18 protein-coding genes are annotated in these 25,550 nt (G+C 46.4%); 1 reads left to right on the top strand and 17 read right to left on the bottom strand.

Going from position 1 to position 25,550, the window contains the following annotated elements; all coding sequences use genetic code 11:
* Positions 1–30 precede the first annotated feature (30 nt).
* The gene (locus BLV50_RS04605; RefSeq protein ID WP_090806158.1) at positions 31–3,414 is read right to left on the bottom strand and encodes a discoidin domain-containing protein; all 3,384 of its coding nucleotides are present in this window, start codon (positions 3,412–3,414) and stop codon (positions 31–33) included.
* A gap of 576 nt (positions 3,415–3,990) precedes the next feature.
* Complete coding sequence (locus BLV50_RS04600; protein WP_090806155.1) at positions 3,991–5,046, bottom strand: YeiH family protein; 1,056 nt, start codon at positions 5,044–5,046, stop codon at positions 3,991–3,993.
* A gap of 182 nt (positions 5,047–5,228) precedes the next feature.
* On the opposite strand from BLV50_RS04600, the gene BLV50_RS04595 reads away from it, so the two are divergent.
* On the top strand, positions 5,229–6,122 hold the full coding sequence (locus BLV50_RS04595) for a LysR family transcriptional regulator (protein ID WP_090806152.1): 894 nt from the start codon (positions 5,229–5,231) through the stop codon (positions 6,120–6,122).
* Between the two features lie 30 nt (positions 6,123–6,152).
* Here BLV50_RS04595 and BLV50_RS04590 read toward each other — a convergent pair whose 3' ends face one another.
* The 15 genes from BLV50_RS04590 to BLV50_RS04520 form a co-directional block, all read right to left on the bottom strand.
* The gene (locus BLV50_RS04590; RefSeq protein ID WP_090806150.1) at positions 6,153–7,775 is read right to left on the bottom strand and encodes a glycoside hydrolase family 13 protein; all 1,623 of its coding nucleotides are present in this window, start codon (positions 7,773–7,775) and stop codon (positions 6,153–6,155) included.
* A 59-nt stretch (positions 7,776–7,834) separates the two neighbouring features.
* A complete protein-coding gene (locus BLV50_RS04585; RefSeq protein WP_079697595.1) occupies positions 7,835–8,728 on the bottom strand; it encodes a carbohydrate ABC transporter permease in 894 nt (297 codons plus the stop codon).
* 13 nt (positions 8,729–8,741) lie between these two features.
* Complete coding sequence (locus BLV50_RS04580) at positions 8,742–9,656, bottom strand: ABC transporter permease (RefSeq protein ID WP_063565144.1); 915 nt, start codon at positions 9,654–9,656, stop codon at positions 8,742–8,744.
* Between the two features lie 61 nt (positions 9,657–9,717).
* Positions 9,718–11,454 (bottom strand): extracellular solute-binding protein, encoded by a 1,737-nt coding sequence (locus tag BLV50_RS04575; RefSeq protein ID WP_064638589.1) that lies wholly within the window; start codon positions 11,452–11,454, stop codon positions 9,718–9,720.
* Between the two features lie 337 nt (positions 11,455–11,791).
* A complete protein-coding gene (locus BLV50_RS04570; RefSeq protein ID WP_256337848.1) occupies positions 11,792–13,450 on the bottom strand; it encodes an extracellular solute-binding protein in 1,659 nt (552 codons plus the stop codon).
* Positions 13,451–13,498: 48 nt separating this feature from the next.
* Positions 13,499–14,905, bottom strand: coding sequence for a response regulator transcription factor (locus BLV50_RS04565; protein ID WP_072732748.1), 1,407 nt, complete (start codon positions 14,903–14,905; stop codon positions 13,499–13,501).
* Positions 14,902–16,614 (bottom strand): sensor histidine kinase, encoded by a 1,713-nt coding sequence (locus BLV50_RS04560; protein WP_090806148.1) that lies wholly within the window; start codon positions 16,612–16,614, stop codon positions 14,902–14,904. The genes BLV50_RS04565 and BLV50_RS04560 overlap by 4 nt, the downstream gene beginning before the upstream one ends.
* 158 nt (positions 16,615–16,772) lie before the next feature.
* On the bottom strand, positions 16,773–16,895 hold the full coding sequence (locus BLV50_RS04555) for a sporulation protein YjcZ (protein ID WP_079697598.1): 123 nt from the start codon (positions 16,893–16,895) through the stop codon (positions 16,773–16,775).
* A gap of 133 nt (positions 16,896–17,028) precedes the next feature.
* Positions 17,029–17,871, bottom strand: a complete 843-nt coding sequence (locus tag BLV50_RS04550; RefSeq protein ID WP_090806146.1) for a DUF427 domain-containing protein — start codon at positions 17,869–17,871, stop codon at positions 17,029–17,031.
* 1 nt (position 17,872) lies between these two features.
* On the bottom strand, positions 17,873–18,700 hold the full coding sequence (locus tag BLV50_RS04545) for a DUF427 domain-containing protein (RefSeq protein WP_090806144.1): 828 nt from the start codon (positions 18,698–18,700) through the stop codon (positions 17,873–17,875).
* Positions 18,701–18,736: 36 nt separating this feature from the next.
* Positions 18,737–20,281, bottom strand: a complete 1,545-nt coding sequence (hutH, locus tag BLV50_RS04540; protein WP_090806142.1) for an HAL/PAL/TAL family ammonia-lyase — start codon at positions 20,279–20,281, stop codon at positions 18,737–18,739.
* Entirely contained in the window at positions 20,274–21,380 is a 1,107-nt protein-coding gene (locus BLV50_RS04535; RefSeq protein WP_090806140.1) for a DUF917 domain-containing protein, read from the bottom strand. The genes hutH and BLV50_RS04535 overlap by 8 nt, the downstream gene beginning before the upstream one ends.
* 45 nt (positions 21,381–21,425) lie before the next feature.
* Positions 21,426–23,102, bottom strand: a complete 1,677-nt coding sequence (locus BLV50_RS04530) for a urocanate hydratase (RefSeq protein WP_090806138.1) — start codon at positions 23,100–23,102, stop codon at positions 21,426–21,428.
* 61 nt (positions 23,103–23,163) lie between these two features.
* Positions 23,164–24,525: an LLM class flavin-dependent oxidoreductase gene (locus BLV50_RS04525; RefSeq protein ID WP_256337847.1), complete on the bottom strand. Its 1,362-nt coding sequence runs from the start codon at positions 24,523–24,525 to the stop codon at positions 23,164–23,166.
* Positions 24,526–24,601: 76 nt separating this feature from the next.
* The gene (locus tag BLV50_RS04520; RefSeq protein ID WP_063565154.1) at positions 24,602–25,540 is read right to left on the bottom strand and encodes an ABC transporter substrate-binding protein; all 939 of its coding nucleotides are present in this window, start codon (positions 25,538–25,540) and stop codon (positions 24,602–24,604) included.
* Positions 25,541–25,550: the final 10 nt, after the last annotated feature.

Below are 25,550 nucleotides of genomic sequence, written 5' to 3'. Positions count from 1 at the left end.
TTAGAGCTCCCTGTTTTTGTTTGAAATAATTTATTGAATGATCAAATTAAAGCCATTTTGAATCTGATTCACATTAGGGTTGGCAATGTTGCTTGTTGTCAGATTATTGAATGTGGCAGAACCATTACCGGTATAAGTGTATATTGCTGCACCTTTATGTGGGGTTGTGAACCTAGATGTCTCAATTCCGTCCAGACCGGTACCATTAATGTTGATGTTATTAAACACAATATTCTGGAAACCGCCGCCGTATCCGAATTGAACAGCACTGCGCTGCGTATTGAGGATGTCAATATTGGTAAACGTAACGTTCTTGATGGAATCATTGGAAGCTTCAAGATCAATAGCTCCGCGTTCACCATTGTACAGATCTTTACTCGTGCCGCTGTTAATAATCGTTGTATCGGAGAACAGAATACCTGTGTTATCTTGGAAATGGTATCCAGGGAAAACAGTGTTCATCCGGATCGCCGAACCGCCAACCGTGTCAACAATCAGGTTGTTGGTTGCCTTATGTCCACTGCCACCAAAAAATGCAATGCCTGCTGCGCGCCAGTTATTCTCAATCGTGTTGAACGAGAATGTGTTGTTCACACCGGCAGGAGCACCATTCACGTTGCTAGTCCATACGGCCAGACCATCATCACCATTGTTGCGGACACTGCTGTTGCGTACAGTCGAATTGCTCGTGCCTTGGGCAAAGTTGACACCGTCAGCAAGGTTATTCCGAATACGACTGTTCTCGATCACTAGGCCATCGGCAATGATTGCAGGTGTGTGGGCGTAATCCCCTACCCAGAAACCACATTCAAAGTGCTCAACCCATACGTTGCTAACCTTTGAATTTTTACCGAAATTGTCCATAAAACCTTTGTATACTGCATTCTCGTTATAGCGCGAACGCAGCATGGAATTCATATAAATATTGCTGAAATCCAGCTTACCCTGCACACGGAAAGAAATTCCGCCTGAGGCTGCATTAGGGTTAGTAAACTGAATGTTCGTATGCCAGATGCCTGCACCTACAATGGTGAGGTTGTTAATCATATTCGTCGGCGTACCAATTTTCCACATATTGCCCAGATGGAACGTGCCCTCAGGGATATATAGAGTCTTGCCTGTAGATACCGCGGATTGGACTGCCGCTTCGAATGCGGCAAGGTCATCTTTTCCATCATTTGCAATCGCACCAAAATCGGTTACAGAGACAGAGTTAGCCGGGCGCGGGATCACCGCTTGAACGGGTTCGATTTCGAGGAAATCCACACCGTATTCCAGGTTATCTCCATTGTTTTTCTGAATACGAATGGTATCTCCAGCTTTTAGAGGTGTATCCAGTTTCCAGTGCACTTCATCAAAACGGAACAACGGACGTCCTGCACTTGGCGTATCCCCCGGATGATCACTGGAGAAGTACTGCCAATTGTAGTAGGAGGTCAAAGGAACCGTTTTGGCCTTGGTCCCGTTAACATAAACGTCAAGTGCGCCGTTAAGACCCATGCCATCTGTGGAATCCGGCATCGTGAATCGCATGGTTACACCTGCGCCTCCCTCCCCTTGTCTAACCGTCCATTGAGCATAAGAACCGTTGGAAGGAAGTGCGATATAGCGCTGGCCAGAGGCTTCCGAAGCCGTAAGAGCCTGATCAAAGGTTGGTGCGGATTTCAGTGTGGCACTGCCACCACGCGTAGCATCATCCGTATCATACCGGGTATAAGGCATGCTTGCACCACGAGCTGAATATACGTTCAAACCTGTTGTAACGACGTTATTCGTTTGTTTGACCGGAGCTTCATTGTTGTCCACTGCTACGGTAGTTGTCACATTGTAGTTACCAGTTACAGCAGTCCAGGTACCTACATTGACATTGACCGAAGCTCCAGGTGCCAATGTACCGGTATAGGAACCACTATACGTCTGAAGTGTTGCTCCGGCAGCGTTCTTGAGAACCACTGTAACTCCGTGTGCACCACCTGCGGAGGCCATGTTGCCTTGATTTTTCAGATTAACTGTAAATGTTACTGTGCTGTTTGCTGTAGGGGTTCCTGGACTCCAAGAGACCGTGCCTACCAGATCAGAACTTGTAATCGGTGCAACCACCAAAGAAGAAGCGTGTGTGTAATTATTGTTTCCCTCATTCTCTTCAATGATCTGGTTATTCTCATCCACCTTGGCACTGAGCGTATATGATGCAGCTGCTTTATTGCCAGCATTAAGCGAGACCGTAGTCGAAGCCCCTGCTTGCAAAGCAGCTACTGGTGAGGAACCCGCCAGTTCATTGTTTAGATAGAAGTTGACGCTAGAAGCTGGAGAAGCAGCGGAACCAATGTTTTTGACGATGGTATTAAGGGTGATGGCATTGTTCTCCACTGGAGAAGATGGAGACCAGGACATGCCTGTAATCGTCAGATCAGGATTAGGTGCAGGTGTGCCGAATACCTGAAATTCAGCAATTTGCCCGGCAGGAGCGCCCGAGTTCGTGGTAATGTTCAGTTGCAGACGTTTAACCGTGGCTGTAACGGGAATGGTCACCGTGTTACCGGAAGCCGGGTTGAATGTATATGATTGGGCGGAAACCAGATTGCTGAAGGTGGTTGTATCCTGGTTATGTCCAAGCACTTGAATGGTCTGTGTTCGGGTGCTCCAGACCGGATCCGGGTTTAGTTTAAGTACAATGGATGTAATCTTATGATTGGAGCCGAGATCCAACGTCAGTGAGCTTGGATTGCTGCCCCCTTCCCAGTACGAATTGATATTGTTATCGTTTGCATTCGCAGCTACGAAGGATAAGGTACTGGACGATGCAGTAATCGACTTACCGATGGCGATGTTGCTTCCCTCTGTAGGGATGATTGGGGGATCCACAGGATCGGGGCCAGGTAGCGTTGGTCCCTCACTGGCTGGACCGTAAATTTCAAATGTCGACAGTTGAGCTGCCGGCCACTCGGAATTGCCCGTTACGCTTAAGCGAACGTACCTTGTCTCGACAGCAGGAAAATCGATGGTAACCGAGTTCTCCCCAACGGTTGGATTAAATACATAATCCGCAGAACCTACGATATCTGTGAACGATGAACCGTTCGTGCTGCCTTGCACGGTTATCGTTTGGGTTCTCTTTTCCCACACTGTCGGAATCTTCAATACGATTTGGTCAATGTTGGTGTTGGTGCCAAGATCCACTTGAATCCATTGGGGGAACGCACTATTGGTACTTTCCCAATAGGTTGCTTGGTTACTGTCAATCACATTGGTCGGGCTGTATGTTTGGTTGTACCCGCTCGCGGTAACCTGTTTGCCCTGTGCCAGGTCCGGTCTTTCGGCTGCTGATACAGGAGATGGAAATCCGACAGTCAGGAATACGTTCGAGATCAACATCGTTAATACGAGTGACCACATAATGTACTTGTTGCGCAAATTCAATTCCTCCTCAGGTTATTAGCAAAATGGTTTTTCAATGAAAATGGACGGTTGATCTTCCTTATTTTTTCGCTGCGCCGATCATCACCCCCTTATCAAAGTACATGACAAAAAAATAGCAAAGGCATTCAAAAAGGATTGTGAAACCATAATATTGGGTCGCTACTTACCTTGAGGAGTTTCTTGGATAAACTGATTTGCTTTTCTGCTTGGATTTGTCATCTATGGAATAGATTAAGTATAAACCGCTTCCAATTCTCCTTATCGGACCCCTAGAGACGGTATTCGGACTTCTAATGTTCCATTTTGGATGTTAACGAGCAGCCTTAAGGCTTGCGAGCAGAAAATACATCGTTATCCAGACTTTCCTGTGTGCATTTCGGACTTTTGAACCAAAAGAGGGAAATATTTATAATTTTTCAAGCAAAGAATTTATACTATTCCTTTCGTGTTCGTTCTGGATCTAATAGCCAGCATCTTTCAAACAACAAAAAGCACGCATTGATCCACTTAGGGTCAATGCGTGCTTTTTATTAAATTCATTTAGGGGAATACCTAAGTTTGAATACAATCCTAGTTCAAGCCAAAGCCACGAACAAGCATGAAGCCTAGAATGGACAACACCATAGAGCCCAGCAATCCTGCCAAAAAAGGTTTCTTGCCCAGACGACGGAAGGTTGCAATATCCACACCCAACCCCAATCCAGCCATGGCCATCGCGAGCAGCATATAGGACAGAACCAGAAGTCCCGAGATCATCTCTTGTGGAATAATGCCCAGCGTGTTTAAGCCACTCATAGCCAGAAAACCGAAAATGAACCAGGGCACTGGCAATTCTCGCCAGCGGATACCTTTAGATGATTTTTGCTCTCCACCACGCGCCTGTCGTGCACTCCACAAACCGATGATCAGTGCAATCGGCACCAGCATAGCGACCCGGGTTAGCTTCACGATAACTGCCATATCTATTGCCGCTTGCCCTCCTGGTGCAGCCCCAGCGATGACGTGTGCCACTTCATGCAGTGTAGCTCCTGTGAATAAGCCATATCCTTTCGCACTTAGACCCAATACCGGGTATAACAATGTATATGCAAGGGTGAAGATTGTTCCCAATATAGCTACCGTGGCCGCACCTACTGCCGTTTCTTCATCTTTGGCCTTGATCTGTGGCGCAATCGCGACCACTGCCGCTGCACCGCAGATGGCTGTTCCACAAGCAGTCAGCAGCCCTATTCGTTTGTCGATCTTTAACCATTTGCTCAGTCCGTAGACAACAAAAATCGTAACAAAAACATTGATTGCCGCTAGCGCAACGACTTTGTAGCCTGCATGGACAATATCCAGAAGGTTCAGCTTCAAACCAAGCAAGATGATGCCGAACCGCAGCAATCGTTTTGCCGAAAAGGAGATCCCTGATTGAGCGGTCAGCGGAACGCCACGCACCGCCCGGTACAAGATGCCAAGCAGAATTGCAATAACCAATTGACCCATAATATTTAAAAGCGGTAGATAACCCAGCAGCTTGGCGATAAACGAGAGTAATAAAGTCAGTCCGATCCCCTGCAGAAATCCCCTGTTCCTAACACCTTTTATGTTTTTAACGAATGTCAATTGGGTCTGTAAAATCATCGCTCCACACTTCCTTATTGGATAAAGTATATCCTTACTATAGAAGTAGACAGGAAGGAAGTGAAATATGAATCTGCGATCCTAATCATCACAAAAACTTATGATTGATTAGGTATCTTATGCTAAAATGAGCTCAATAGGCTTATAACCAAGAAAATACACTGTTCAAATGAGGAATTCTAATGATAACTGATGCGTTAAAAGTCTTCGTTACCGTTGCGGAACAAAGCCATTTCTCCAAGGCCGCAGAACTGCTGAATCTGTCCCAACCTGGGGTAAGCCTTCATATCAAAAATCTGGAGAATGAGCTGGGAGCCAAGCTGCTGCATCGTTCTCCAAAACAAGTGTCCCTGACTGAAGCGGGGGCAATCCTCTACAGACATGCCAAAGTCATTCAGGCCCGCTACGATGAAGCTCGGCAGGAGATTCAGATGCTGCGGAATGAGGTGACCGGAAGCATTCAGATCGGAGCCAGCTTCACCATCGGTGAATACATTTTGCCTAAGAAATTGGCAGAATTCGCATCACAGTATCCGCAGGTCAACATTCAGGTTACGATTGGCAATACCCAAGAGATTCTGTCTGCGGTTAGGGGAAATCAACTGGATATCGGATTTGTGGAGGGTGAAGCGCAAGCCTCGGCAGACCTTGACGTTATCCCTTACATGAAAGATGAGATGATCGTTGTAGCTCCTTCCGGTCATCCCCTCACCGGTTCCGTTGTGGTAGAGCAGAATATGCTTCAGGATCAGGTCTGGGTTCTTCGTGAGTTGGGTTCGGGAACACGCGCGTTTAGCGATCATTTTATGGAACTGACTGCAATCCGTCCCAAGCGGTCCTATGTTTTCACCAGCAGTCAGGGTGTGAAGGAAGCTGTTGCTGCGGGACTCGGAATTGCTATGGTATCCAAGTGGATTGTTCATAAGGAGCTGGCAACCGGGGAAGTCGAAGAACTGCGAATTAGACAGCTACATCTGGAACGCAGCTTCTCCATCATTCGTCACAAGGAACATTCACATTCCATGGCGCTTGATGTTTTCTTGCAAAAGCTTCTTTTTGTCAAAAAAGAGGGTTGAAGGCTATTCGCCATCAACCCTCTTTTGAAATTACACAAGCAGATACATCCTTGCTTCATAAGGACGAAGTGCGTTTTCTGAAACAACGTCCGAATAGTTACTAATTAATAATCTTTTATCCCCTGCAAATTCGCTTGGAAGCTGGAATGGAACAACTTTGCCATAGAAGTTGCACAGGACTAGCAATTTGGTATCACCAAGTGTTCGTGTGTAAGCAAAAAGGTTGGTGTCTTCCGGATACAACAGTTCATAATCCCCATAAATGATCACTTCATGCTCTTTTCGCAGCTGAATCAGTGTTTTATAGTAATGGTAAATGGAATCTGAATCATGTATAGATTCTTCCGCATTAATCTCCGTGTAATTCGGATTTACCAAAATCCATGGTTTGCCTTCCGTAAAACCCGCATTTTCGGAAGCATCCCACTGCATCGGCGTACGTGCGTTATCACGGCCTTTTGCATAAATGGATTCCATCACTTCTTCCTCTGGATACCCATTCTCGACCCGTTCCTTATACAGATTCAGCAACTCAATATCACGGTATTCTTCAATTGGGTAACGTACGTTCGTCATGCCTAACTCTTCACCCTGGTACACATATGGCGTACCTTGCATGCCATGAAGAAGAGTAGCCAGCATTTTGGCAGACTGCACACGATATTCCCCGTCATTTCCCCAACGGGACACGATCCGCGGAAGGTCATGGTTGTTCCAGAACAAGCTGTTCCAGGCTTCTCCTTTCAGTTCGGTCTGCCATTTGGATAACACTTTCTTTAATTGAAGCAGATCCAGCGGCTGGAGATCCCACTTGCCTTTCCCCTCCTGCTCATCCAGGCTAATATGTTCAAATTGGAAGACCATGGATAGTTCACTGCCGTCCGGGTTGCTATAAAGCTTGGCACTCTCGGGCGTTGCTCCCCAGGTTTCTCCGACGGTTAGCAGATCACCCTTCTGGAATGTCTCTTTACTGAGTTCACGCATATATTGGTGCAGATTTGGCCCATTTCCTGTAATTTTGAGGTCAGGCTGCTTGCCAATCAGATCGATAACATCAAGACGGAAACCACCTACGCCTTTATCCATCCACCATTGAATCATATCGTATATCTCCTGCCGTACCTTGGGGTTCTCCCAGTTAAGATCCGGTTGTTTAGCAGAGAAAAGATGCAGATAATACTGTCCCAACTCGGGGACCCATTCCCAGGCCGATCCACCAAACGTTGAACCTAAATCGTTGGGAGGTGTTCCTTCCACACCATCTCTCCACACATAATAATCGTGGTACGGATTATCCTTGCTTTTCCGGGCTTCCTTGAACCAGGGGTGCTCGTCTGATGAGTGGTTAAGCACCAGATCCATAATAATTCGGATGTCCCGCTTGCCTGCTTCCTGAATTAGCAATTCCATATCTTCAAGTGAACCAAACATCGGATCGATATCCTGATAATCGGAAATGTCATACCCGTTGTCATCTTGCGGGGACTTGCACACTGGTGACAGCCAGATCGCACCTATCCCAAGATCCTTCAGATAATCGAGTCGGGATAATACACCTTTCAGATCCCCGATTCCGTCACCATTGCTATCTTGAAAGCTGCGGGGATAAATTTGATATACGACAATTTCTTTCCACCAACTTTTATTTCCCATAACGCACCACCTTTCTCTTGAACCAGATTCTGCTTATCCAATTTCCGTTTCATTCACTATTATTCTTTTACCGACCCCACAACAATTCCGGTTACAAAGTATTTTTGCAGAAGCGGATAAATCAGCAGCAGCGGAATGACAGCCACTACGATTTTGGCTGCATTTAGATTTTTGTTCGAAATCTCAGTCAGATTGCTGAGCTGAGCTGAGTTTGTGCCGGATTGCAGAAGTTCAGCAATATTTACGTTAAGAGACTGTATGTAGGTCATTAACGGATAATTGCTGACTTTGGTCATATAGATCAATCCACTAAAGAAATCATTCCATGTGCCCACGATACTGAATAGGGATACAGTCGCCAGCGCCGGAATAGACACGGGCACGTACACTTTGAACAGAACCTGCAATGCGTTCGCTCCGTCAATGAATGCCGCTTCTTCAAGTGCTTTCGGTACTGCGGCGAAGAAGTTCATCACAAGGATGACACTGAATATCGGGACAGCACCTGGCAGTACAAGCGACCAAATTGTATTGAGCATATCCAGGTTTTTGATCAACAGATAACTAGGGATCATGCCCCCACTGAACAGCATGGCAAAAATCATGACATTCATATATATATTTCTGCCCTTAAACTCCCTTTTCGATTTGGAGAGCGGGTAAGCCATCAAAACAATAAGAATCATGTTGAGTATAAGGGATAGAGCCACACGTAGAACGGAAATGCCAAAGGATCGCCAGAACTGCGCATCCTCAATAATTTTCGAATAAGCGGCTGTTGTAAACTTGACGGGTAACAGACCTACGGCATTGGCAGAGACGGCCTCACTGCTGCTGAATGAAATCGCAACGATATTCCATAATGGAAGGAGGCAGATCAAAGCCAGCAATATAACGATGGCGTAGATGACAAACCGGCCCATTCGGTCTTTCAGGCTTGCGGAATAAGACACAAGTTTCGCCTCCTTAGAATATTTTTCTGTCGGTGTATTTTTTGGCCAATTCGTTGGCGGACAATAATAGAACAATACCGATCACTGACTTGAACAACCCAACAGCCGTACCAAAACTATACTGTCTGCCAACGAGACCAATCCGGTATACATAGGTATCCAGAATATCGCCCGACTCATAGACAACCGGGTTATACAGATTGTAGATTTGATCGAAGCCTGCGCTCAAAATATTGGTCAGACTCATGACCCCCATGAGCAGGATAATAGGCAGCATACCCGGCAATGTAATATGCCATACTTTTCTCCACCAGCTCGCTCCATCTATGCCTGACGCTTCATATAGGCCGGGATCAATCGAGGTAATTGCAGCCAAATAAACGATGGAACTATAACCGAATTCCTTCCATACGTCCGTCCCGATAATTAGCGGTTGGAACCAGGTATTGCTTCCGAGAAAATTAATATTTTCCAAGCCGAAAAAGGCTAAAATCTGATTTACACTTCCATCCAGGCTGAACATGTTAACGACCACGGAGGCCAGAACGACCCAAGACAAAAAGTGAGGCAGATATACAATGGTCTGCACGGATTTTTTAACGAATTTAAAACGGATTTCATTTAATAAAATGGAAAAAATGATGGCCATCAGTGTCCCGAGTAGAATCTTGGCGATGGCAATCACCAACGTATTGCTGATCACTTGGCCGATGTCCGGCAGTTTGAACATATAAATAAAATGCTTGAGTCCAACAAACTCGGAGCCAAACATACCTTTGGCTGGTACATAATCCTGAAACGCCGTAATGACACCAACCATTGGAATGTAGCTGAATACCAGCAAAAATAAAATGCCTGGCAGCATCATCATATGATACATGGCACCCGTGCCCAAGCGGTTTCTTGCTTTATATTTTTCCTGCTTCATGGATGAACCCCTTTCCTGAAGAAAGGCTGCTTAGCGCAGCCTGTCAGCAGTGTTAGCTTAATTATTTTTGGGATGTGGTCTCGGCTTCGATCTCCTGGATCACTTGATCGCCGCCTTGTTTCTTCCAATTGGTGACGAATGTTTCGAAGTAATCCAGCGGTTCTGCACCCGTTATGATTTTGATGAAAGATTCCTGTTCCATTTTGGTCAGGTTAGCCCACGTCTGTTTCATGCTTGGTGTAGTTCCAGAGAACGCTGGCGTCATCCAGTTAAATTTGCCTTCTTGGGTCAACTTATCAATTAGCCCCACTCCGTTCATACGTGAGTGATATTTCGACCAAGCTGTTACATCATCCGTATCCTGGTCTTTCAAGTACGTTTGGATACTGCCAATATTGTTCTTCGATTCTGTTGTACGAACTTGATCCAAACCGATCTCGCCTTTAATTCCACGAACGACGTCGGAGTAATCATCCAGCAGTGAGGTTGCCGAGTTGACTTCGATATTAAAAGGTCTGGTTGAACCGTCTACGCCGCTTTCCAAATACTTGGCTGCCTCTGGCATGGTAGTTGCGACATCTTTGTCATTTGCCAGTTTATCGTAGAACAGATTTATAATTTTAATCGCGAGTTCCGGGTGTTCATATCCTTTTCTCACTACGATAAACTGACCGGATGGATTGGCGTGTGCCACGTTTACCTTGCCGTCTGCATCTTCCAGCGTGTAAGCCGTGAATTTCGCATGTTTATCCATCTGTTTAACACTGCTCAATCCCCAGTCTGGAATGTGCCACGGTCCAAAAGCAATTCCGCTCTGACCGTTTGTGTATAGTGCATTGATATCGTCAAATGTACGGGTTCCAAATTGCGGGTCAATGATACCTCTCTTGAACCAGTCGGCCATAATGCCCAGCATCTGCTTGGTTTCCTCTGTAGTTGAACCATAAACGATGCTGCCGTCTTCACCCTTCATCCAATATTGAGGATACGCCCCTTCGGTTGAAGCAACACCCAGCATGGTGTAGGCAGAACCATTATAGTCCGTCGTATTCAGGGTGTTCACAAAAGGAATGCCCACCGGTTTCCCGGTTTGCCCAGGATCTTTTTTCAGGAACTCTTCTGCTGTTTTCTCTACATCTTCGAGCTTGATGGCACCGTCTCCGTCAGCATCTAGTTTGATTCCCAGCACATCCAGCCAATCTTGACGAACCCAAACCATAGTTGGTGCGGAGTCCAGAGAGGTTGCTGGAAGGCCCATCAGTCGGCCATCAATCGTGGCATTGTCCAGTGCACGGCCATCGTAGGAGTCGTAAACCTGTTTGATGTTATCGGTGGCATATTGTTTGTATACTTCCGTCAGATCTTCAATCAGATCATTATCAACCAGTTCTTTAAGTTCATCCTTGGAATCGACACGCATCATATCGGGCAGTTCCCCGGAAGCGATTGCAAGAGAAACTTGACGACTGTAATCTTCACCGTTAGCCTCAAATTGGTCCTTAATTTGTGCGTTAAACGATTCTTTAACCAGACGGGTATACGCATTGTTCTCATATGTATCTCCAGCCGGTAATTTCGGGTTCGCCGTCGTAACACGCCCCATCGTTACCGTCACTTCGTCTTTATAGGCACTGAACGGATCTCCAGGTGTTACCTCATATTGGCCTGCATCCTCAGCAGTCGGTGGATTGGAGGATCCCCCACAGGCTGCAAGGACGGAAACCATCAATGCGGACATGGACAGCACAGCCAGTCGTTTCGTCAACAGTTTGCTTTTTATTGACCAATTTTTTCTCATCAAATTCAACTCCCCTTCGTTCTGATTATTTCTCTATCATGTTGTTTGCGCTTTCATTATAAAACTTGGAGAAGCTTAATCGAGATAGGGATTAAACGCTAGTTTGGATAGAGAAATGTATACAGTTTTCACTCGGATCAACGAGCAACATGGAGGTTGTGAACATTTATCTTACCTACTGACTTACATTTGTCTATCCTCGTTAATAAGGGAAGGTAGCACAGCGAGTGTGGCACAAAGAAAAACCGGCAAACTCCTCAAACAGGAGTCTACCGGCTATGAATGATTGAATTGAGTACAAAAACGTGTGGAATTCAGCGTTGTATAGGTTAGCTCTTCAGCGTTGATTCTGGGATGCAGTCACTTCAGCAGTTACTTGATCGCCGCCCTGTTCCTTCCACTCCTGTACAAATTGATCGAATGAATCGATCGGTGCAGCGCCTAAAATAATTTTCAAAAACGTATCATGTTCCAATTTGGACAGTTTAACCCACGAGCTCTCCATGGCTGGCGTGCGTTTGTAGGTAAGGCTTCGAACTTTATGAATATTCGGATCAAAGAAGTTTCTTCCACCCACGAGTAATGAATAACCACGCATAAAGTTCTCACTGTGCTGATCCCAATACGAAATGCCAAGTTGATCATAAGGCTTTAGCTTGGTTTGTTTTATCGTCGAAACCGTATTTTCCAACAGCTTATATTCGGACTTGTCCTTAAAATCAGCTGGGGATTTGGTTCCGGTCAGAATCTCCTGCACGGCTTTGGATTCAAATCGTGCTTCATCTGCTGGAGCAAAGAAATTGCGGCTCAGCATAAAACTCGTACCATACTTGAACTCATCCCGGAGGTACAGATTGTTTATTTTAATGATCGCTTCCGGATGAGCATACCCCTTTCGAACCACCAGGAAAGAACTTGAGGGATTATCCACCTTCACACGAAATGCTCCATTTGCATCCAGTGGGAGCGCGTAAGCCTGCCAGTTCGCCTTGGGATCATTCAGCCAAGCGCTTGGGAGCGGCCAGTAGCCTGCAAAGAAACCTTGAAAGAACATCCCCGCCTGTCCGCTAATAACAGTTTCCTCTGGCTCTTTGCGAATGCCCAGATCTGGATCAAGGAGACCTTTGGCATACATATTACGAAGCCTGACCAAAGCGTTCTTTGTCTCTGGTAGAATCGAACCGTATACAGGTTTTCCATCTTTTTCGAGCCAATATCCGGGGAAAGCTCCATAAGCCGAGAAGATCGGTGTTAGATCAAAAGCAAAAGCACTGTTGTTGAAATCGTTAAACAGACTTGTGCTTGAGGCAAGCCCGATCGTATCCCGTTTTCCGTTCCCATCCGGGTCCTGCTCCACAAAGGCCTTCGCGATCGCTTCCAATTCGTCCACCGTTTTCGGTGGTTTCAACCCAAGACGATCCAACCAGTCCTGCCTGATCCAGAGCATGCTGAAGTCTTCCGCCGTCACAGACGGAACAGCCATCATTTTCCCTTCAAAGGTCACTTGTTCCCGTGCCAATCCATTAGTGCTGTCGATAATTTTCTTCATCTCGGGTGAAGCGCTGCTTGCGTATGCCTTGGTTAGATCTTCAATTTCTCCCGCTTTGACCATCTCATTCAACTGAACCTGATTAACGATCATCGCATCTGGCAAATCATTGCTGGCGATAGCCAAATCAATTTTCTGACCGAAATTCTCTTTGGATACCTGCCACATGACTTCGACATCAATGTTAAGGTTTTGTTTAATCGCCGTTTTCCACATGTTCTTTTCTAATGTCTCTCCTTCAGAGAGATCCGTACCAGTTGGGTCGACCACATATCCCAACCGGATGGAAACGGGATGTTCATATCTGCCAAATGGATCGGTGGAGGCTGTGTCAGGTATAGATGTTGCTGGTCCAATAGGCGATTCCCGAAAGTAAGAAATACTGAAAAATACGATACCTGCAATCAAGCTGACGACAACAACACACGCAGCCATCTTCTTGATCATTGCTTTCCCTTCTTTCACCGGATTTCAGTCGGTTATGTGGAGCGCACACTATTTGTCCGCTCTGCCTAATTGTCGATATTCACTAGGCAGCACGCCTGTCAGTTCGCGAAAGATTCGGCTGAAATATTTCTCATCCGTATAACCCACCCGCTCTGCAATCCAGAAAATCGTGTTGTTTGTGTTTAATAAATACTCTTTCGACTTCTCCATTCGGATATATCGGGAGTAATCATTAAAGGTTTTTCCCATGATGTCCTTGAAGCATTGGCTGAAATAACTTCGACTAATGTTGAGTTGCTGGGACAGCCCTGAAGCTGTAAAAGCCTGATCCAAATCATTTTGCATAATCATCACGGCTTTTTTCACACCATCTATCATTTCCTGAGAATACGAAGTCTGTTCATCCGCCTTTCGAATACTCTCAGAGGTCTGCTTGATCCACTGTTCCACTTCGTACCAGGATTGAAAAGAATGGATCATTGAGATTCTGCCCAGCGTAGTCTGGGCAAAAAGATGGTTCCACTCCATGACAAGGGAATACAGTAATCCCATCAATTGCCCTTTTTGCAGCCTTAGGGATTTAAACTCTTCAACAAGCTGGTTATAAAAATTGTCGTTATGCGTCCACGGAGATAGAAACCAACTTCGCTTAATTCGATCCATGTCCTCATCCTGAGGTTCTGTTGGAGAAGTGTCTTGTTCATTCAAGGAAACGGCAATAACCGGATCTTGGGGTTCATACGCATAAAATAAGGACGTTTCTGTATAGTTTATAATCCAGTTTTGAATTTGCGACCATGTCCGTTCTTGAACATCAGACAGCACCAGTAGGGCTCCTTGGGGAATTTGATCCAAGTATCCCTTCAATCTATCGAATAGCTGATCTTCTCCATCCAGGGATGCCGCCCACATCCAGCTGTTCCGTTCCACTTCAAATAGGACCTCGTCTACATTGGATTCGAGTCCAATGGGCCAATTTTGGCCGGACTTTCGGTCCAGTGAAACCAGAGCATACACTTTACGGTAATGGATATTGGTTTCACCAAGCTGCGGCAGCTTTCGTCTTGTATTCGCGAGCTCACCAATCCGGGTATGTATTCGATTCAGCACATGTTCGAACTGCTCCTTCTCGAGCTGAACTTTGGCTATATAATCGATCGCTCCCAGCCTAAGCGCCTCTTGGATATAATCGAAATCCTGATGAAGGGTAAGCACGACAATATGAAGCTCGGGGTAGAGCTGCCTTGCAGCGCGCATCAGTTCAATGCCAGACATCACCGGCATCGCCAGATCCGTTAACATCAGATCTACCGAGTTGGATTCCAGAAAATCCAATGCCTTAGCCCCGTTACTTGCTTCTCCAACTACCTCCATGCCGAACTCGTTCCACGGCATCGCGGAGCTTATTCCTTTTCGTACCAATTTATCGTCATCCACAATCAATACCTTAATCATGCCGAGATATCTTCTCCTTTGATCGGAAGTATAAGCAATATGCTTGTCCCTGTTCCCAATTCACTCTCAATCACCAGTTGAGCTTGCTCCCCGTATTGTGCTTTTAACATGCGGTGAACGTAATTGAGCCCAATGCCCATCCCTACTTTTTGATGTTCAGCTACACGGTTGTTCAGAAGTCTTTCAATCGCTTCCTCCGTCATGCCTGCTCCGTTATCCTGAATCATAATGTTTAGCGTTTCTTTGCGTGTAACTTCAATTTGAATAAAACCTTCGTCGCTCAGTCCGTGATAAAGTGAATTTTCAACCAACGGCTGTAGTATAAAACGAGGTACAGGTATTTGAAGCACTTGCTCATCAGCGGAAATACGCACATCAAATTCAAAATCATAGCGGATTTGCTGCAGGGTCAAGTACTGTCTAAGCGCATCAATCTCTTCTTCCATTGTGGAAACCTGTCCCAATTTACCTAAATTGTAATACAACAGCTTATTCAGGGACTGCACCAGCTTGTCGATCTCCCCTTGTCCATTCATTACCGCCAGCCAGTGCACCGTATCCAGCGTATTCATCAAAAAATGAGGATTAATCTGATACAACAGCTTCTCTACTTCAAGGTCTGCACGAATTTTCTCTTTCTGCTGCACCTCTTTAAAGAGGTCACCGATTTGATGCTGCATATTCGAGAATTCGCCTAACAGAAAATCAAATTCGGGAATTTGCGTGCGTGTCTGACTGCCTGCCGTTTGTGGATTTTGAGACATTCCGTTGATTTGCGAATGGAACAGACCGAGGGGTTTATAAACCATCTTCCACAGCAACCAAGCCAGAAATACCGTAAATCCAAGGAAAAATAAAGCGACCAGTAATATTTGAAGCAACCATTGGTTTTTCTCCTGTTGATACTTGGCCTGCGAGATCACCGACACAACGCTCCAGTTCTGAGTGGAGTCCTGTCTGAACCAATGATGACCGCGAGCTATTCCGTCCGATGCTGTACCATTCGATAAGCTGGAAAAATTCTCACCGACTTTCATCGCTTTGGAAATCTCACTATACACAATATTTCCCTCTCCATCGAGGATCAGATGGGATAAATCTCCCTTGTACTGATTGTAACCCAATATATCCTGCGCAAGGTGAAAACCGGATTCAACGTAAATATAAGCATCGTCCCTCTGGGGTAATTTTACCTTCCGCATGGCGGATAAGACGAGTTGATCATCAAACCGGTTCATACTGACATGAGGACCATAGTAGGTGATCCCATATGCTTTGGAGAGCACAGGCAAAGATTCGGGTGAAAAACGGTCCTTTATGGGAAAGTTTCCGAACTGTGTGGAGCCATCCTTCTGAAAATAATACAATGTCAAACCTATATTCGGGTTGGTAAACGTTACGACATTTAATTCGCTCTTTAATTCATCCCGCGTTTCAATCAATTCAAATATATTGGAGGATGGTTTCAACACCTCATCCAACTTTTTACCTAATGTACCACTGTAAGACAATTGCTGAGTAACATGATTCAGGTTGGTGATCGAATTCTCCAGTGAGGAAGTCACCTGCTGTAAATTGCTCCGAATGCCATCATCGATCTTGTTCGCAAAAATGGAATCAATGGTGTAGTAGGAAATTGCAAATATACTAATGAAGGGAATAAACGCACTGAGAAAAAACAGCAAAAAGATCCTTTTTTTAAGTGTCATTCCAACCTATTCTCCTTAACTTCATCCATTCTATGTTGAATGCATAACTCCATAATTATAGATTGATAATTCTATATGTCAAACGCTTTCAAATTGTAATCATGACAAAAAGACTCTGCCAGCGGAATGCCAGCAGAGTTGTTCATAAGGTAAAGGAATTAAACCAGGAACGCTTTAGAGATGATGACCAACAAGATGAACAGAACAAGGATTGCACCGATGGATGTGAAACCACCGTATCCACCAAGACCTCCAACATTTCCATATCCTACTTCACTCATGTAATCTCCTCCTCTTTTGTGTTATGTCATAAGGTATTCAAATCGTTGTGTATTGACAAGGCTTTTGAGCCAATCATCAAAAAAAGGGCTCTATCCGCTTATGCAGCAGACAGAGTCCCCCATCACACACTCATCATTGTCTTCTGACAGTTACTTCAGTTTCATTAAAGAATTCAAGTGCAGAATAGTACCATTTTGGTTTGGGCTGTAACTCGCCATCCACATAGACATCGACTTGCTCATTATAAAACGACATCAATCCAGCAATCTTTGGAATTTCAGGAATTGGATTTAGATAGCTCCACACGATATTCTCATAGGTCTGTCCATTGAGAACAGCCGTCCAGTAGGATGCATCACCTTTATAAGGGCAGGATGTCTGCTTGTCATTTGCGGTGAGCACATTCTGATCCACGTCTTCAATCGGAAGATAATAGCGAACGGGGACGCCCGTTTCAAATACAATCATCGGGCGGCGGCTATCTGCAAGCTTGATGCCATCTAGAACGATCTGAACATGGCGGGAACTTTGGATCGCATCAACTCGCTTGTATGGGTCACGCGGGTGGACGAAGATCTGCTCTTCTTCTTCATACCAGGCGTCCACCTTGTTCCAATAGAAAGCCACAAAACCTTTGATCGACTCGATGTCCTTAAGTGGATTCTCATAACCCCAGACTGCATTTTCAGAAATACGCTCACCCACTTGAATGGTCCAGTAAGAAGCATCCCCTTTAATAGGGCAGTGGGTCTGCAACTCGGTCTTCACCAGAAATTGTTGCGACACATCTACTTGTGGAAAATAATATACCGGTAGCTTGCCGCGCTCATGAAGTGTAATAACACGTGTGCTGTCCGCAATAGTCTCACCAGCAAACGTGATGTGAACCCGGCGCGGATTTAGATCTGCCTTCAACATTAGTTTATCTTCCTGACGCAGAGAGCAGGCAATAGATGAATCCAGATGATTTACCATTTTACTTTACCCCCCATCCTAAATTGCGGTAAGGAAGGCGATCATCAGCAGATAGGGACCACTTTACCCCATCCACATAGAGCGCATCCACTGACTCATGATAAAAGCATAACAGTCCTTCAACTTCATGAACTTCTGGTAATGGGTCCTGATAGCTCCAAACAAGATTATTGTATTCTCTTCCATTAACTGAAGCAGTCCAATAGCTGGCTATCCCTTTATAAGGGCAAGTTGTGGTTAAATCAACGGGCTTCAACAAATCAAGGCGCACATCCTCCTGATGAAGATAATAGCGCGGGGTCAATCCTGTCTCATAGAGAATCACAGGTCGCTTGCTATCAGCAACAATTACTCCATCTAACTCGATTTGAACATGACGTGAGGCTGGAATCGCATCCACCCTGGAATACGAGTCCCGCGCATGAACGAATATTTCTTCCTCTTCTTCATACCAGGCATCTACTTTATTCCATGAAAAAGAATAATGATTCTGCAAATAGACCTCTTCCTGTTGCACACCCGAATAGCTCCATACCGCATTCTCTACCGTACGTCCACCGCTGCTAATATGCCAAAACAATTGATTTCCTTTATACGGATCATTCACCAGCTTTTCTGAAGGTATGAATACGTCAAGGTTCACATCTTTCTTCGGAAAATAATAAACGGGGAGTCTACCTGTTTCGGTAACAACGAGAACTTCCTTGCTGTCTGCGATAAACTGCCCGTCAAATTTTACGCGAATCCACTTTGGACTGACCTCCGCACGAATTTGCCAGCCCTCATGGGAATGGTCCCGTAAAGACCACTGGGGATCAACATGTGCCATTGTAACTTCCTCCTCTTTCCATCATTATTGAGAGAATTAATTCATCTTCCCACGAACTGCTTTCAGCCATTTCCCTTCCTTAAGCAGAAGGTAAGCACGCTCTATATCTATGGTTTGATTACGGTCTTCTGACAAAAAAGGAACCTCGGAACGCAACAGTTCATAACCTGCTCTTGTCCCCTCACCCAGAGTCATATCCATACGCAGATCAATAGCTTGAGCAGCATGGAGCGCTTCAATCGCCAAAATATAAGTAACACGATCAACAATCTCTCTTACCTTGCTTACAACGTAAGGAGAATTGGCTGCATGATCCTCCATGTCTCCCGCCAGTGAGAAATAATCAGATGAAACCGGATTACTCAAATGACGAATTTCTGCATCCAGTGAGGTTGCTGTTTTCTGAACCGTGCAGAAACCGACGGAGCTGCTCGAATCAGCAGTTAAGAAACGGCTTAACCCTGTAAAGTCCGGGTCACCCAGCTTGATCATGCGATAGCATGAACTTTTGGATACATGATGCAGCGCACTTCCAAGCATCTCGAAGCCTAATGTCCATGTTATGGGATCATAATTGGCGCAGGACAAGATTCTCCGCTCTTCCGTCAGCACACAGGGGTTATCGTCCGAGCTATTGAGATGAACTTCAAGCTGCTGGCGCGCATAGGCATAAGCATCTCTTGCCGCACCATGAATCTGGCAAGCGTCACGGAAGCTCAGCGGGTCTTGCAACGAATCAGGATTAAAACCATTCCAGAGTCCGCTGCCACGCAGACTACGCCGGACCATGGCCAGGCTCTTTAACTGCCCTGGAAAAGGACGCTTGAGATGAACCGCTTCATCCAACGGACTAATATTTCCCCGGATGGCTTCCAAAGACAGCGCGTATACAGAGTCTGCGGTATCCAGTAATTCTTGGATGTCGAAGAGCGCCAGTGCTCCGTTTCCGGCTGAGAGAGCATTGGAACTGACGATAGCCAGACCGTCCTTGGGGCCAAGGCGCAGGGGTTCCAAACTCATTACCATTAACGCATCGCTCGCTGGTATCCGATTGCCTGCCATGTTCACTTCACCTTTACCAATCATGGCCAGACCGATATGCGAAATCGAGGTAATATCCGCCGCACCCACAGATCCGCGAAGCGGTAGAACCGGGTGAATACCCATATTGAGAAAATCTGCATAACGTTTGGCAATATCGGGCTGAGCACCGGTAGCTCCTGCAAGCAGGCTATTTAACCGGGCAAGCATCACAGCACGAACGACATCTTCTGTAGCCTCCGGCTTCACCCCAGCACTGTGAGATAACAATAAATTCCGGTTATAATCTTCAAAATAATCATCTCCGATGACCTTGTCCTTATTCCAGCCTACTCCACGATTCAGTCCATAGACAGGAACGCCTTCTGCAGCTAGTTCATAAATTACTTTACGTGCAGAGACTAGTCGTTCCCAGGCTTCATCTGCAATCACTACGGATCTCCGCGAACGAGCCACACTCTCCACATCCTCAATGGTCATGCGGCTTCCGTCCAATACAATTTGGTTAGAGCTGAGCAAGAGAATGCTCTCCTCAAGCATAGATTGTTTTCTCCTTGTCAAAAGCATAGCTCTGCAAATCGATGCCCAGCATTTCTTCCACCTCGGGATATACGGTGGGGTCCTTTACACTGGAACTCAGTGGTACCTTGGATTTATCAATGGCGAAGACCGCTATTTCCATACCCTCTTCAACATCTCCTACACTCACAGGCAGACCCTTCTTCAGGTCAAACGTAGTAATTACGTCCGGGAACGTGGTCAGGCGTGTACCTTCATCGTCCCCAACAGCCATATATTCATTCATCACATGAAGTGTAAGCCTACGGTTGGGGATGGATACTTCGATCGTACCCACATCGAAAGCACCTGAATAATGAACATTTTTTGTCGTCACCGTCCCTCTGCCGAGGATTCTTCCATTGGTCTTGTGTACCACGGCCTCTAGCACCGCTTCCGGACCATCCGGCTCTGCCTCCATAATGACACGGCCCAACTCAATCGCTATCGAGATGCCACCGATCGCAGCGTGCTTCTTAATATGTTTGATCGGGAGCGGGTGCCGTGCGGCAGCAATAAACCCACCCGCCATGTCCGAAGCAGTACGCAGTATATTGGAGGTCCGTGCCGGAGTTCCCTTAACCACAAGTTCCATGTAGCTGCCAATCTCTGGTTTGCCGCCAGCCACTGCTTGTATCGTCTCGTAATCAATAGAAGACGCGAGGCCAAGTGAGCCCATCTTGCCTGTCGGGTGTGCGCGGATATCTCCAGTAGCATCAATAACAGCAAGACCAAGGGCTGCTGCCGGCAGCCAACCGTTAATGGTGCTGGACATGCCATTCTGCGGAGTCATGACCCCGGCTATTTTGCCATCATAGTTTTCAATGATTAGCTGAACAGCCTTAATGTAGTCCTTTCCAAGCATTTGCCAGTCTCGTCCGGCAGGTGCCCCGATTGCGGTACATGTCAATATAATGGCGTCATCTGGCAGTTCATCTACCGAAAGGAGCTTCGGTCGTCCGATGCTCAGTGCCGCGTGCCCGATCTCCAGTCCATGATCCACCCAGCCTCCGCCGCCGCTGGCAAATACAGAGCCGCCTTTGACAGCAGCGTTTACATCATCTCTTGTTAATTCCCGCATAAAATTTCCTCCTAGATGAAAATTTCGTTGAACCATTTCCCGATGTTATTTTACAGTGGATGAAATGGTTTCATATTGATGGGTATCAATTCGGGCAATCCCCTTTATTTTAACCTCGGCCAACGATTGCTCATAACCGGCATCCGCATATCGGAGTACGCCAAGACCAGTATCATTGTCAAGCGCTGTACGAAGACGTGCATCACTTGCCTCTGATCCGTCGGCTACAATGGTGACTCCCGCACTTGTCATATAACCAGAGTAGCCCCCTCCGCCGGAATGAATCGCCACCAGATCAGCCATGGATGCACAATTGAGCATGGCATTCAACAACGGCCAGTCCGAAATCGCATCGCTTCCGTCTTTCATTCGCTCGGTCATAATGTTGGGATGAGCCATAGCTGCTGCATCCAGATGATCTCGGGAGAAGGCGACTGGTCCTGCAAGTTTTCCTTCTCGAACCAATTGGTTAACCGCGAGTGCCAGCTTGCTGCGGTCTTTATGCCCAAACCAGCCTATACGGGCCGGCAATCCCTCAAACGGCACATACGTATTCGCGAGTTTGATCCAATTGGATACGATGTCATTATCACTAAATTCTTTCAGGATATAATCGTCAATGATTCGTATATCCTCTGCCTCGCCGCTAAGAGCGATCCAGCGGAAAGGACCGATAGCCCGCGCAAAAAGGGGACGAAGAAAAGCTTCCGTAAATATATCGATCTCAAAAGCATTCGTAACTCCATATTGCACTGCTTGTGAACGGATATTGTTACCATTGTCAAAAACAACCGCGCCCCGTTGTTTGAATTCCAACATCGCCTTTACTTCATTCGCAATTGAAGCTCCGGCAGCGGCTTGAAGCTCCGTCGGATGTTCTCGTCGTGCCACACCAGCGGATGCAGGTGAGTATCCGCTTGGAATATAGCCGTATAACAAATCATGTGCAGATGTTTGGTCAGTCACAATATCCGGCTGGACACCCCTCCGAAGCAGTTCTGGATAAACATCCGCAGCATTTCCGAGCAGTCCAACGGACAGGCTTGTGCCGCTGCTTACAGCTTCATTAATCCATAGTAATGCTTCATCCAGGCTATCTGTCTTTCGCTGTAAATAACCGGCAGCGATTCGTTTGTCTATTCTCTCCTCCGCAACCTCTACACAAAGGATTGCCGCATTAGCCATATAACCTGCTAAAGGCTGCGCGCCCCCCATACCGCCCAATCCAGCGGTTAGAATGAAACGTCCTCGCAAATCGCCGCCGAAGTGCAGCCTTGCGATACTTTGGAAGATTTCATAGGTTCCCTGTATGACACCCTGTGATCCGATGTATTGCCAAGCAGCCGCAGTAAGGCCGCCCCAAATGATCAGTCCTTTATCTTGCAACTCATAGAAATTCTCACTGGTTGCCCATCGGCCGACCAGATTGCAGTTAGCCATTACGACAAGTGGTGCTTGCCGATGGGTTCTGAATACACCAATCGGTTTGCCTGACTGAATGACCAGTGTTTCGTCTTCCTCCAATTGCTTTAGGGTATCGACAATTGCCAGATAGGAAGGCCAGTTACGGGCGGCCTTTCCAAGGGAGGCATAGACGATCAGCTCCTTCTGGTTCTCACCGTTCTCGAGCACGTTCTCCAGCATGCGCAGTAGTGCTTCCTGACGCCAGCCTTTGCACCGCAGCACGCCGCCTCGTTCGGCAACAATCTTTTTCACAGTCACTCCTCGCTTTCCGTCTCCTGCTAAATCATCACATTAGAGCTATTTGTACTTCCTCGTTGAGTTATCTTTCTGCCGTTCCTAAAGTAATCTTTTCTTGTGAATAGCGGTTCTCTGGTTTGCTGAGTCCAAAATGGTCCCTCAGTGTAGTTCCTTCATATTCTAGGCGCAACAAACCTCTACGATGAAGAATAGGCACTACCTCTGCTACAAAATCCTCCAGAGCACCAGGAAGGTGAGTAAAGGCAATATTGAATCCATCCGCAGCACCATTGTTGAACCATTCCTCAATATGATCGGCAATCTGCTCGGGAGTTCCGGCAAAAGCCCGTTTGCTTACAATCCGTTTGGCAAGCTGAATCAGCGTCAAATCTTCTTCCTTGAGGATACGTCGGATACGTTGTAAACCACTTTTACTCTGGTTAAAGCCTTCTACTTCAGGTAGAAAAGGCAGCGGTTCATGCAGCGGATAGCCGGAAACGTCTACCCCGATGTAATGTGATAGCAAGTCCAAAGCCAGTCGGTCTGGAGTAAGATTCTCCACAATAGCAAGCTGCTCTGCTGCCTCTTCCGCAGTAGCACCAATAATGGGCATCAAGGCAGGCAATATCTTGATCTCATCGGGAGAACGTCCATATTTGGAAAGCCTTCCCTTGATGTCTTCATACAGCGCTTTCCCTTCTGCGAATGTGCCACCAGGGGCAAATACAATTTCGGCCGTTGCCGCGGCTACCTCTTTACCGGCTTCCGAAGCTCCGGCTTGGATCAAAACAGGATACCCTTGTGGTGGACGGGAGATATTAAGGGGTCCTTTTACTTTAAAATGAGTACCTTCGTAATCCAGATTGTGCAGCTTGTTCTTGTCTGCAAAGTACCCATTTTCCTTGTCGAACAGCAGTGCATCCTCTTCCCAACTGTCCCAAAGTCCTTGCGTTGCCTCTACAAATTCTTTCGCACGTTCATATCGCAGCTCATGCTGCAGATGGCGTTCCTTACCGAAGTTCCGGGCCTCTTCGTCCGTCTGAGACGTCACAATATTCCACGCGGCTCGCCCGCCACTGAAATGATCCAGCGTCGCCAGCTTCCGGGCAATATGATACGGATCGTTATAGGTCGTCGAGATGGTCGCCGCCAAACCAATATGAGACGTTACCGCCGCCAAAGCGGAAAGCAGTGTGAACGGCTCCGGCCGAATGCTATTGGCATGGCTAATACCGGATTCGAATCGATCCCAGACGTACAGTTCATCGGCGTAGAAGAACATGTCGAATCTTCCACGTTCCGCCGTCTGCGCAATTCTTTTGTAATAATTGAAATCAAGGAGTCCCTCTGCTTCAGACCCGGGATGTCTCCAACTTGAAATATGCTCACCCGCCGGAAAAAACATCATTGCCCCCAGCGCAAGCTGCCGTTTATCATTACTCACAATGCGTCACCCTCTCTTATTAACTCGTTGTTAGACAACGTAATTACCATTAATTATTGATCCATCATGTAGAAATTCACTTGATTAGCCCTTGGGCTTTCAGCCAGTCCCTCGCAACATCAAGTGCCGGTTTCTGATCCTGTTCCACCTCTGCATTCAACTTTTGCATTGCCTTCTCATCCAGTTTTCCTGCCAACTTGTTGAGGACTTCTTTCAACTCGGGATGTTCATCCAGCGTCTGCTCACGAACCACTGGAAATGCATCATACGGAATAAACACATGCTTGTCATCCTCCAACGCTACGAGGTCATTGGCCAGGATTTGGCTGTCCGTTGAATACGAGAGCTTCACATCAATCAGCTTTTGCTTTATCGCCTGATACTGCAAGGAAGGGTCCTGAATGGACTTTGTCTCCTTGAACTTTGGTTTGTATATGCTCTCTACATAAGGCCAGGCATCTGGGCGATTCAGAAACTCCTCACTGGCTCCAAAAACCAGTTCACCTGATTTCTCAGCAAGTTGAGAAGCTGTCTTTAGCCCATACTTCTCAGCGGTTTCTCTACGTACTGTAAAGACATAGGTATTGTTGAACCCTAGGGGGTCTAGCGCAATCAATTTGTTCTTTTCCTTGAGTTGGGTTACGACTGTTTTAAATGCTTTATCTGCATCAAATTCTGGTTCCTGCTTCAAAATATTGATCAAGGCCGTCCCGCTGTACTCTACATAGGCATCCACATCCCCTGAGTCAATGGCATTCCAGAGCAGTGTGTTGTCCAGCTTCTTAATCTCTGTCTTCAGCTTCGTGTCATTCTCAACCAAGAGTTTGAAGGCGTTGGCCAAAATATCAGACTCTGCGAATCCTTTCGTGGCCAGTACGATGGTATCGTTACGCCCGGACGCATTGGAATTCGAGCACCCCACTGCTGTCAGCACGGTTGTCAACACCAGCCCAAGGGTGATAAGTAGCCTGCCTCCTTTGGTTACATTCCATCTTTTTTTGTTGGTGGTTGTCATGATTGGTGCC

Origin of the sequence: Paenibacillus sp. 276b (assembly GCF_900107875.1) — a bacterium.
Taxonomy (GTDB): Bacteria; Bacillota; Bacilli; order Paenibacillales; family Paenibacillaceae; genus Paenibacillus; species Paenibacillus marchantiae.
This window is presented reverse-complemented; position numbering and strand designations above follow the sequence as displayed.

Bases quoted from the DNA above. Each gene is read 5' to 3' on its own strand.
- BLV50_RS04580 (WP_063565144.1), bottom strand. From the start codon at position 9,656: ATGAAGCAGGAAAAATATAAAGCAAGAAACCGCTTGGGCACGGGTGCC.
- BLV50_RS04575 (WP_064638589.1), bottom strand. From the start codon at position 11,454: ATGAGAAAAAATTGGTCAATAAAAAGCAAACTGTTGACGAAACGACTG.
- BLV50_RS04555 (WP_079697598.1), bottom strand. From the start codon at position 16,895: ATGAGTGAAGTAGGATATGGAAATGTTGGAGGTCTTGGTGGATACGGT.
- BLV50_RS04545 (WP_090806144.1), bottom strand. From the start codon at position 18,700: ATGGCACATGTTGATCCCCAGTGGTCTTTACGGGACCATTCCCATGAG.
- BLV50_RS04590 (WP_090806150.1), bottom strand. From the start codon at position 7,775: ATGGGAAATAAAAGTTGGTGGAAAGAAATTGTCGTATATCAAATTTAT.
- BLV50_RS04565 (WP_072732748.1), bottom strand. From the start codon at position 14,905: ATGATTAAGGTATTGATTGTGGATGACGATAAATTGGTACGAAAAGGA.
- BLV50_RS04535 (WP_090806140.1), bottom strand. From the start codon at position 21,380: ATGCGGGAATTAACAAGAGATGATGTAAACGCTGCTGTCAAAGGCGGC.
- hutH (WP_090806142.1), bottom strand. From the start codon at position 20,281: ATGCTTGAGGAGAGCATTCTCTTGCTCAGCTCTAACCAAATTGTATTG.
- BLV50_RS04570 (WP_256337848.1), bottom strand. From the start codon at position 13,450: ATGATCAAGAAGATGGCTGCGTGTGTTGTTGTCGTCAGCTTGATTGCA.
- BLV50_RS04600 (WP_090806155.1), bottom strand. From the start codon at position 5,046: ATGATTTTACAGACCCAATTGACATTCGTTAAAAACATAAAAGGTGTT.
- BLV50_RS04550 (WP_090806146.1), bottom strand. From the start codon at position 17,871: ATGGTAAATCATCTGGATTCATCTATTGCCTGCTCTCTGCGTCAGGAA.
- BLV50_RS04520 (WP_063565154.1), bottom strand. From the start codon at position 25,540: ATGACAACCACCAACAAAAAAAGATGGAATGTAACCAAAGGAGGCAGG.
- BLV50_RS04595 (WP_090806152.1), top strand. From the start codon at position 5,229: ATGATAACTGATGCGTTAAAAGTCTTCGTTACCGTTGCGGAACAAAGC.
- BLV50_RS04560 (WP_090806148.1), bottom strand. From the start codon at position 16,614: ATGACACTTAAAAAAAGGATCTTTTTGCTGTTTTTTCTCAGTGCGTTT.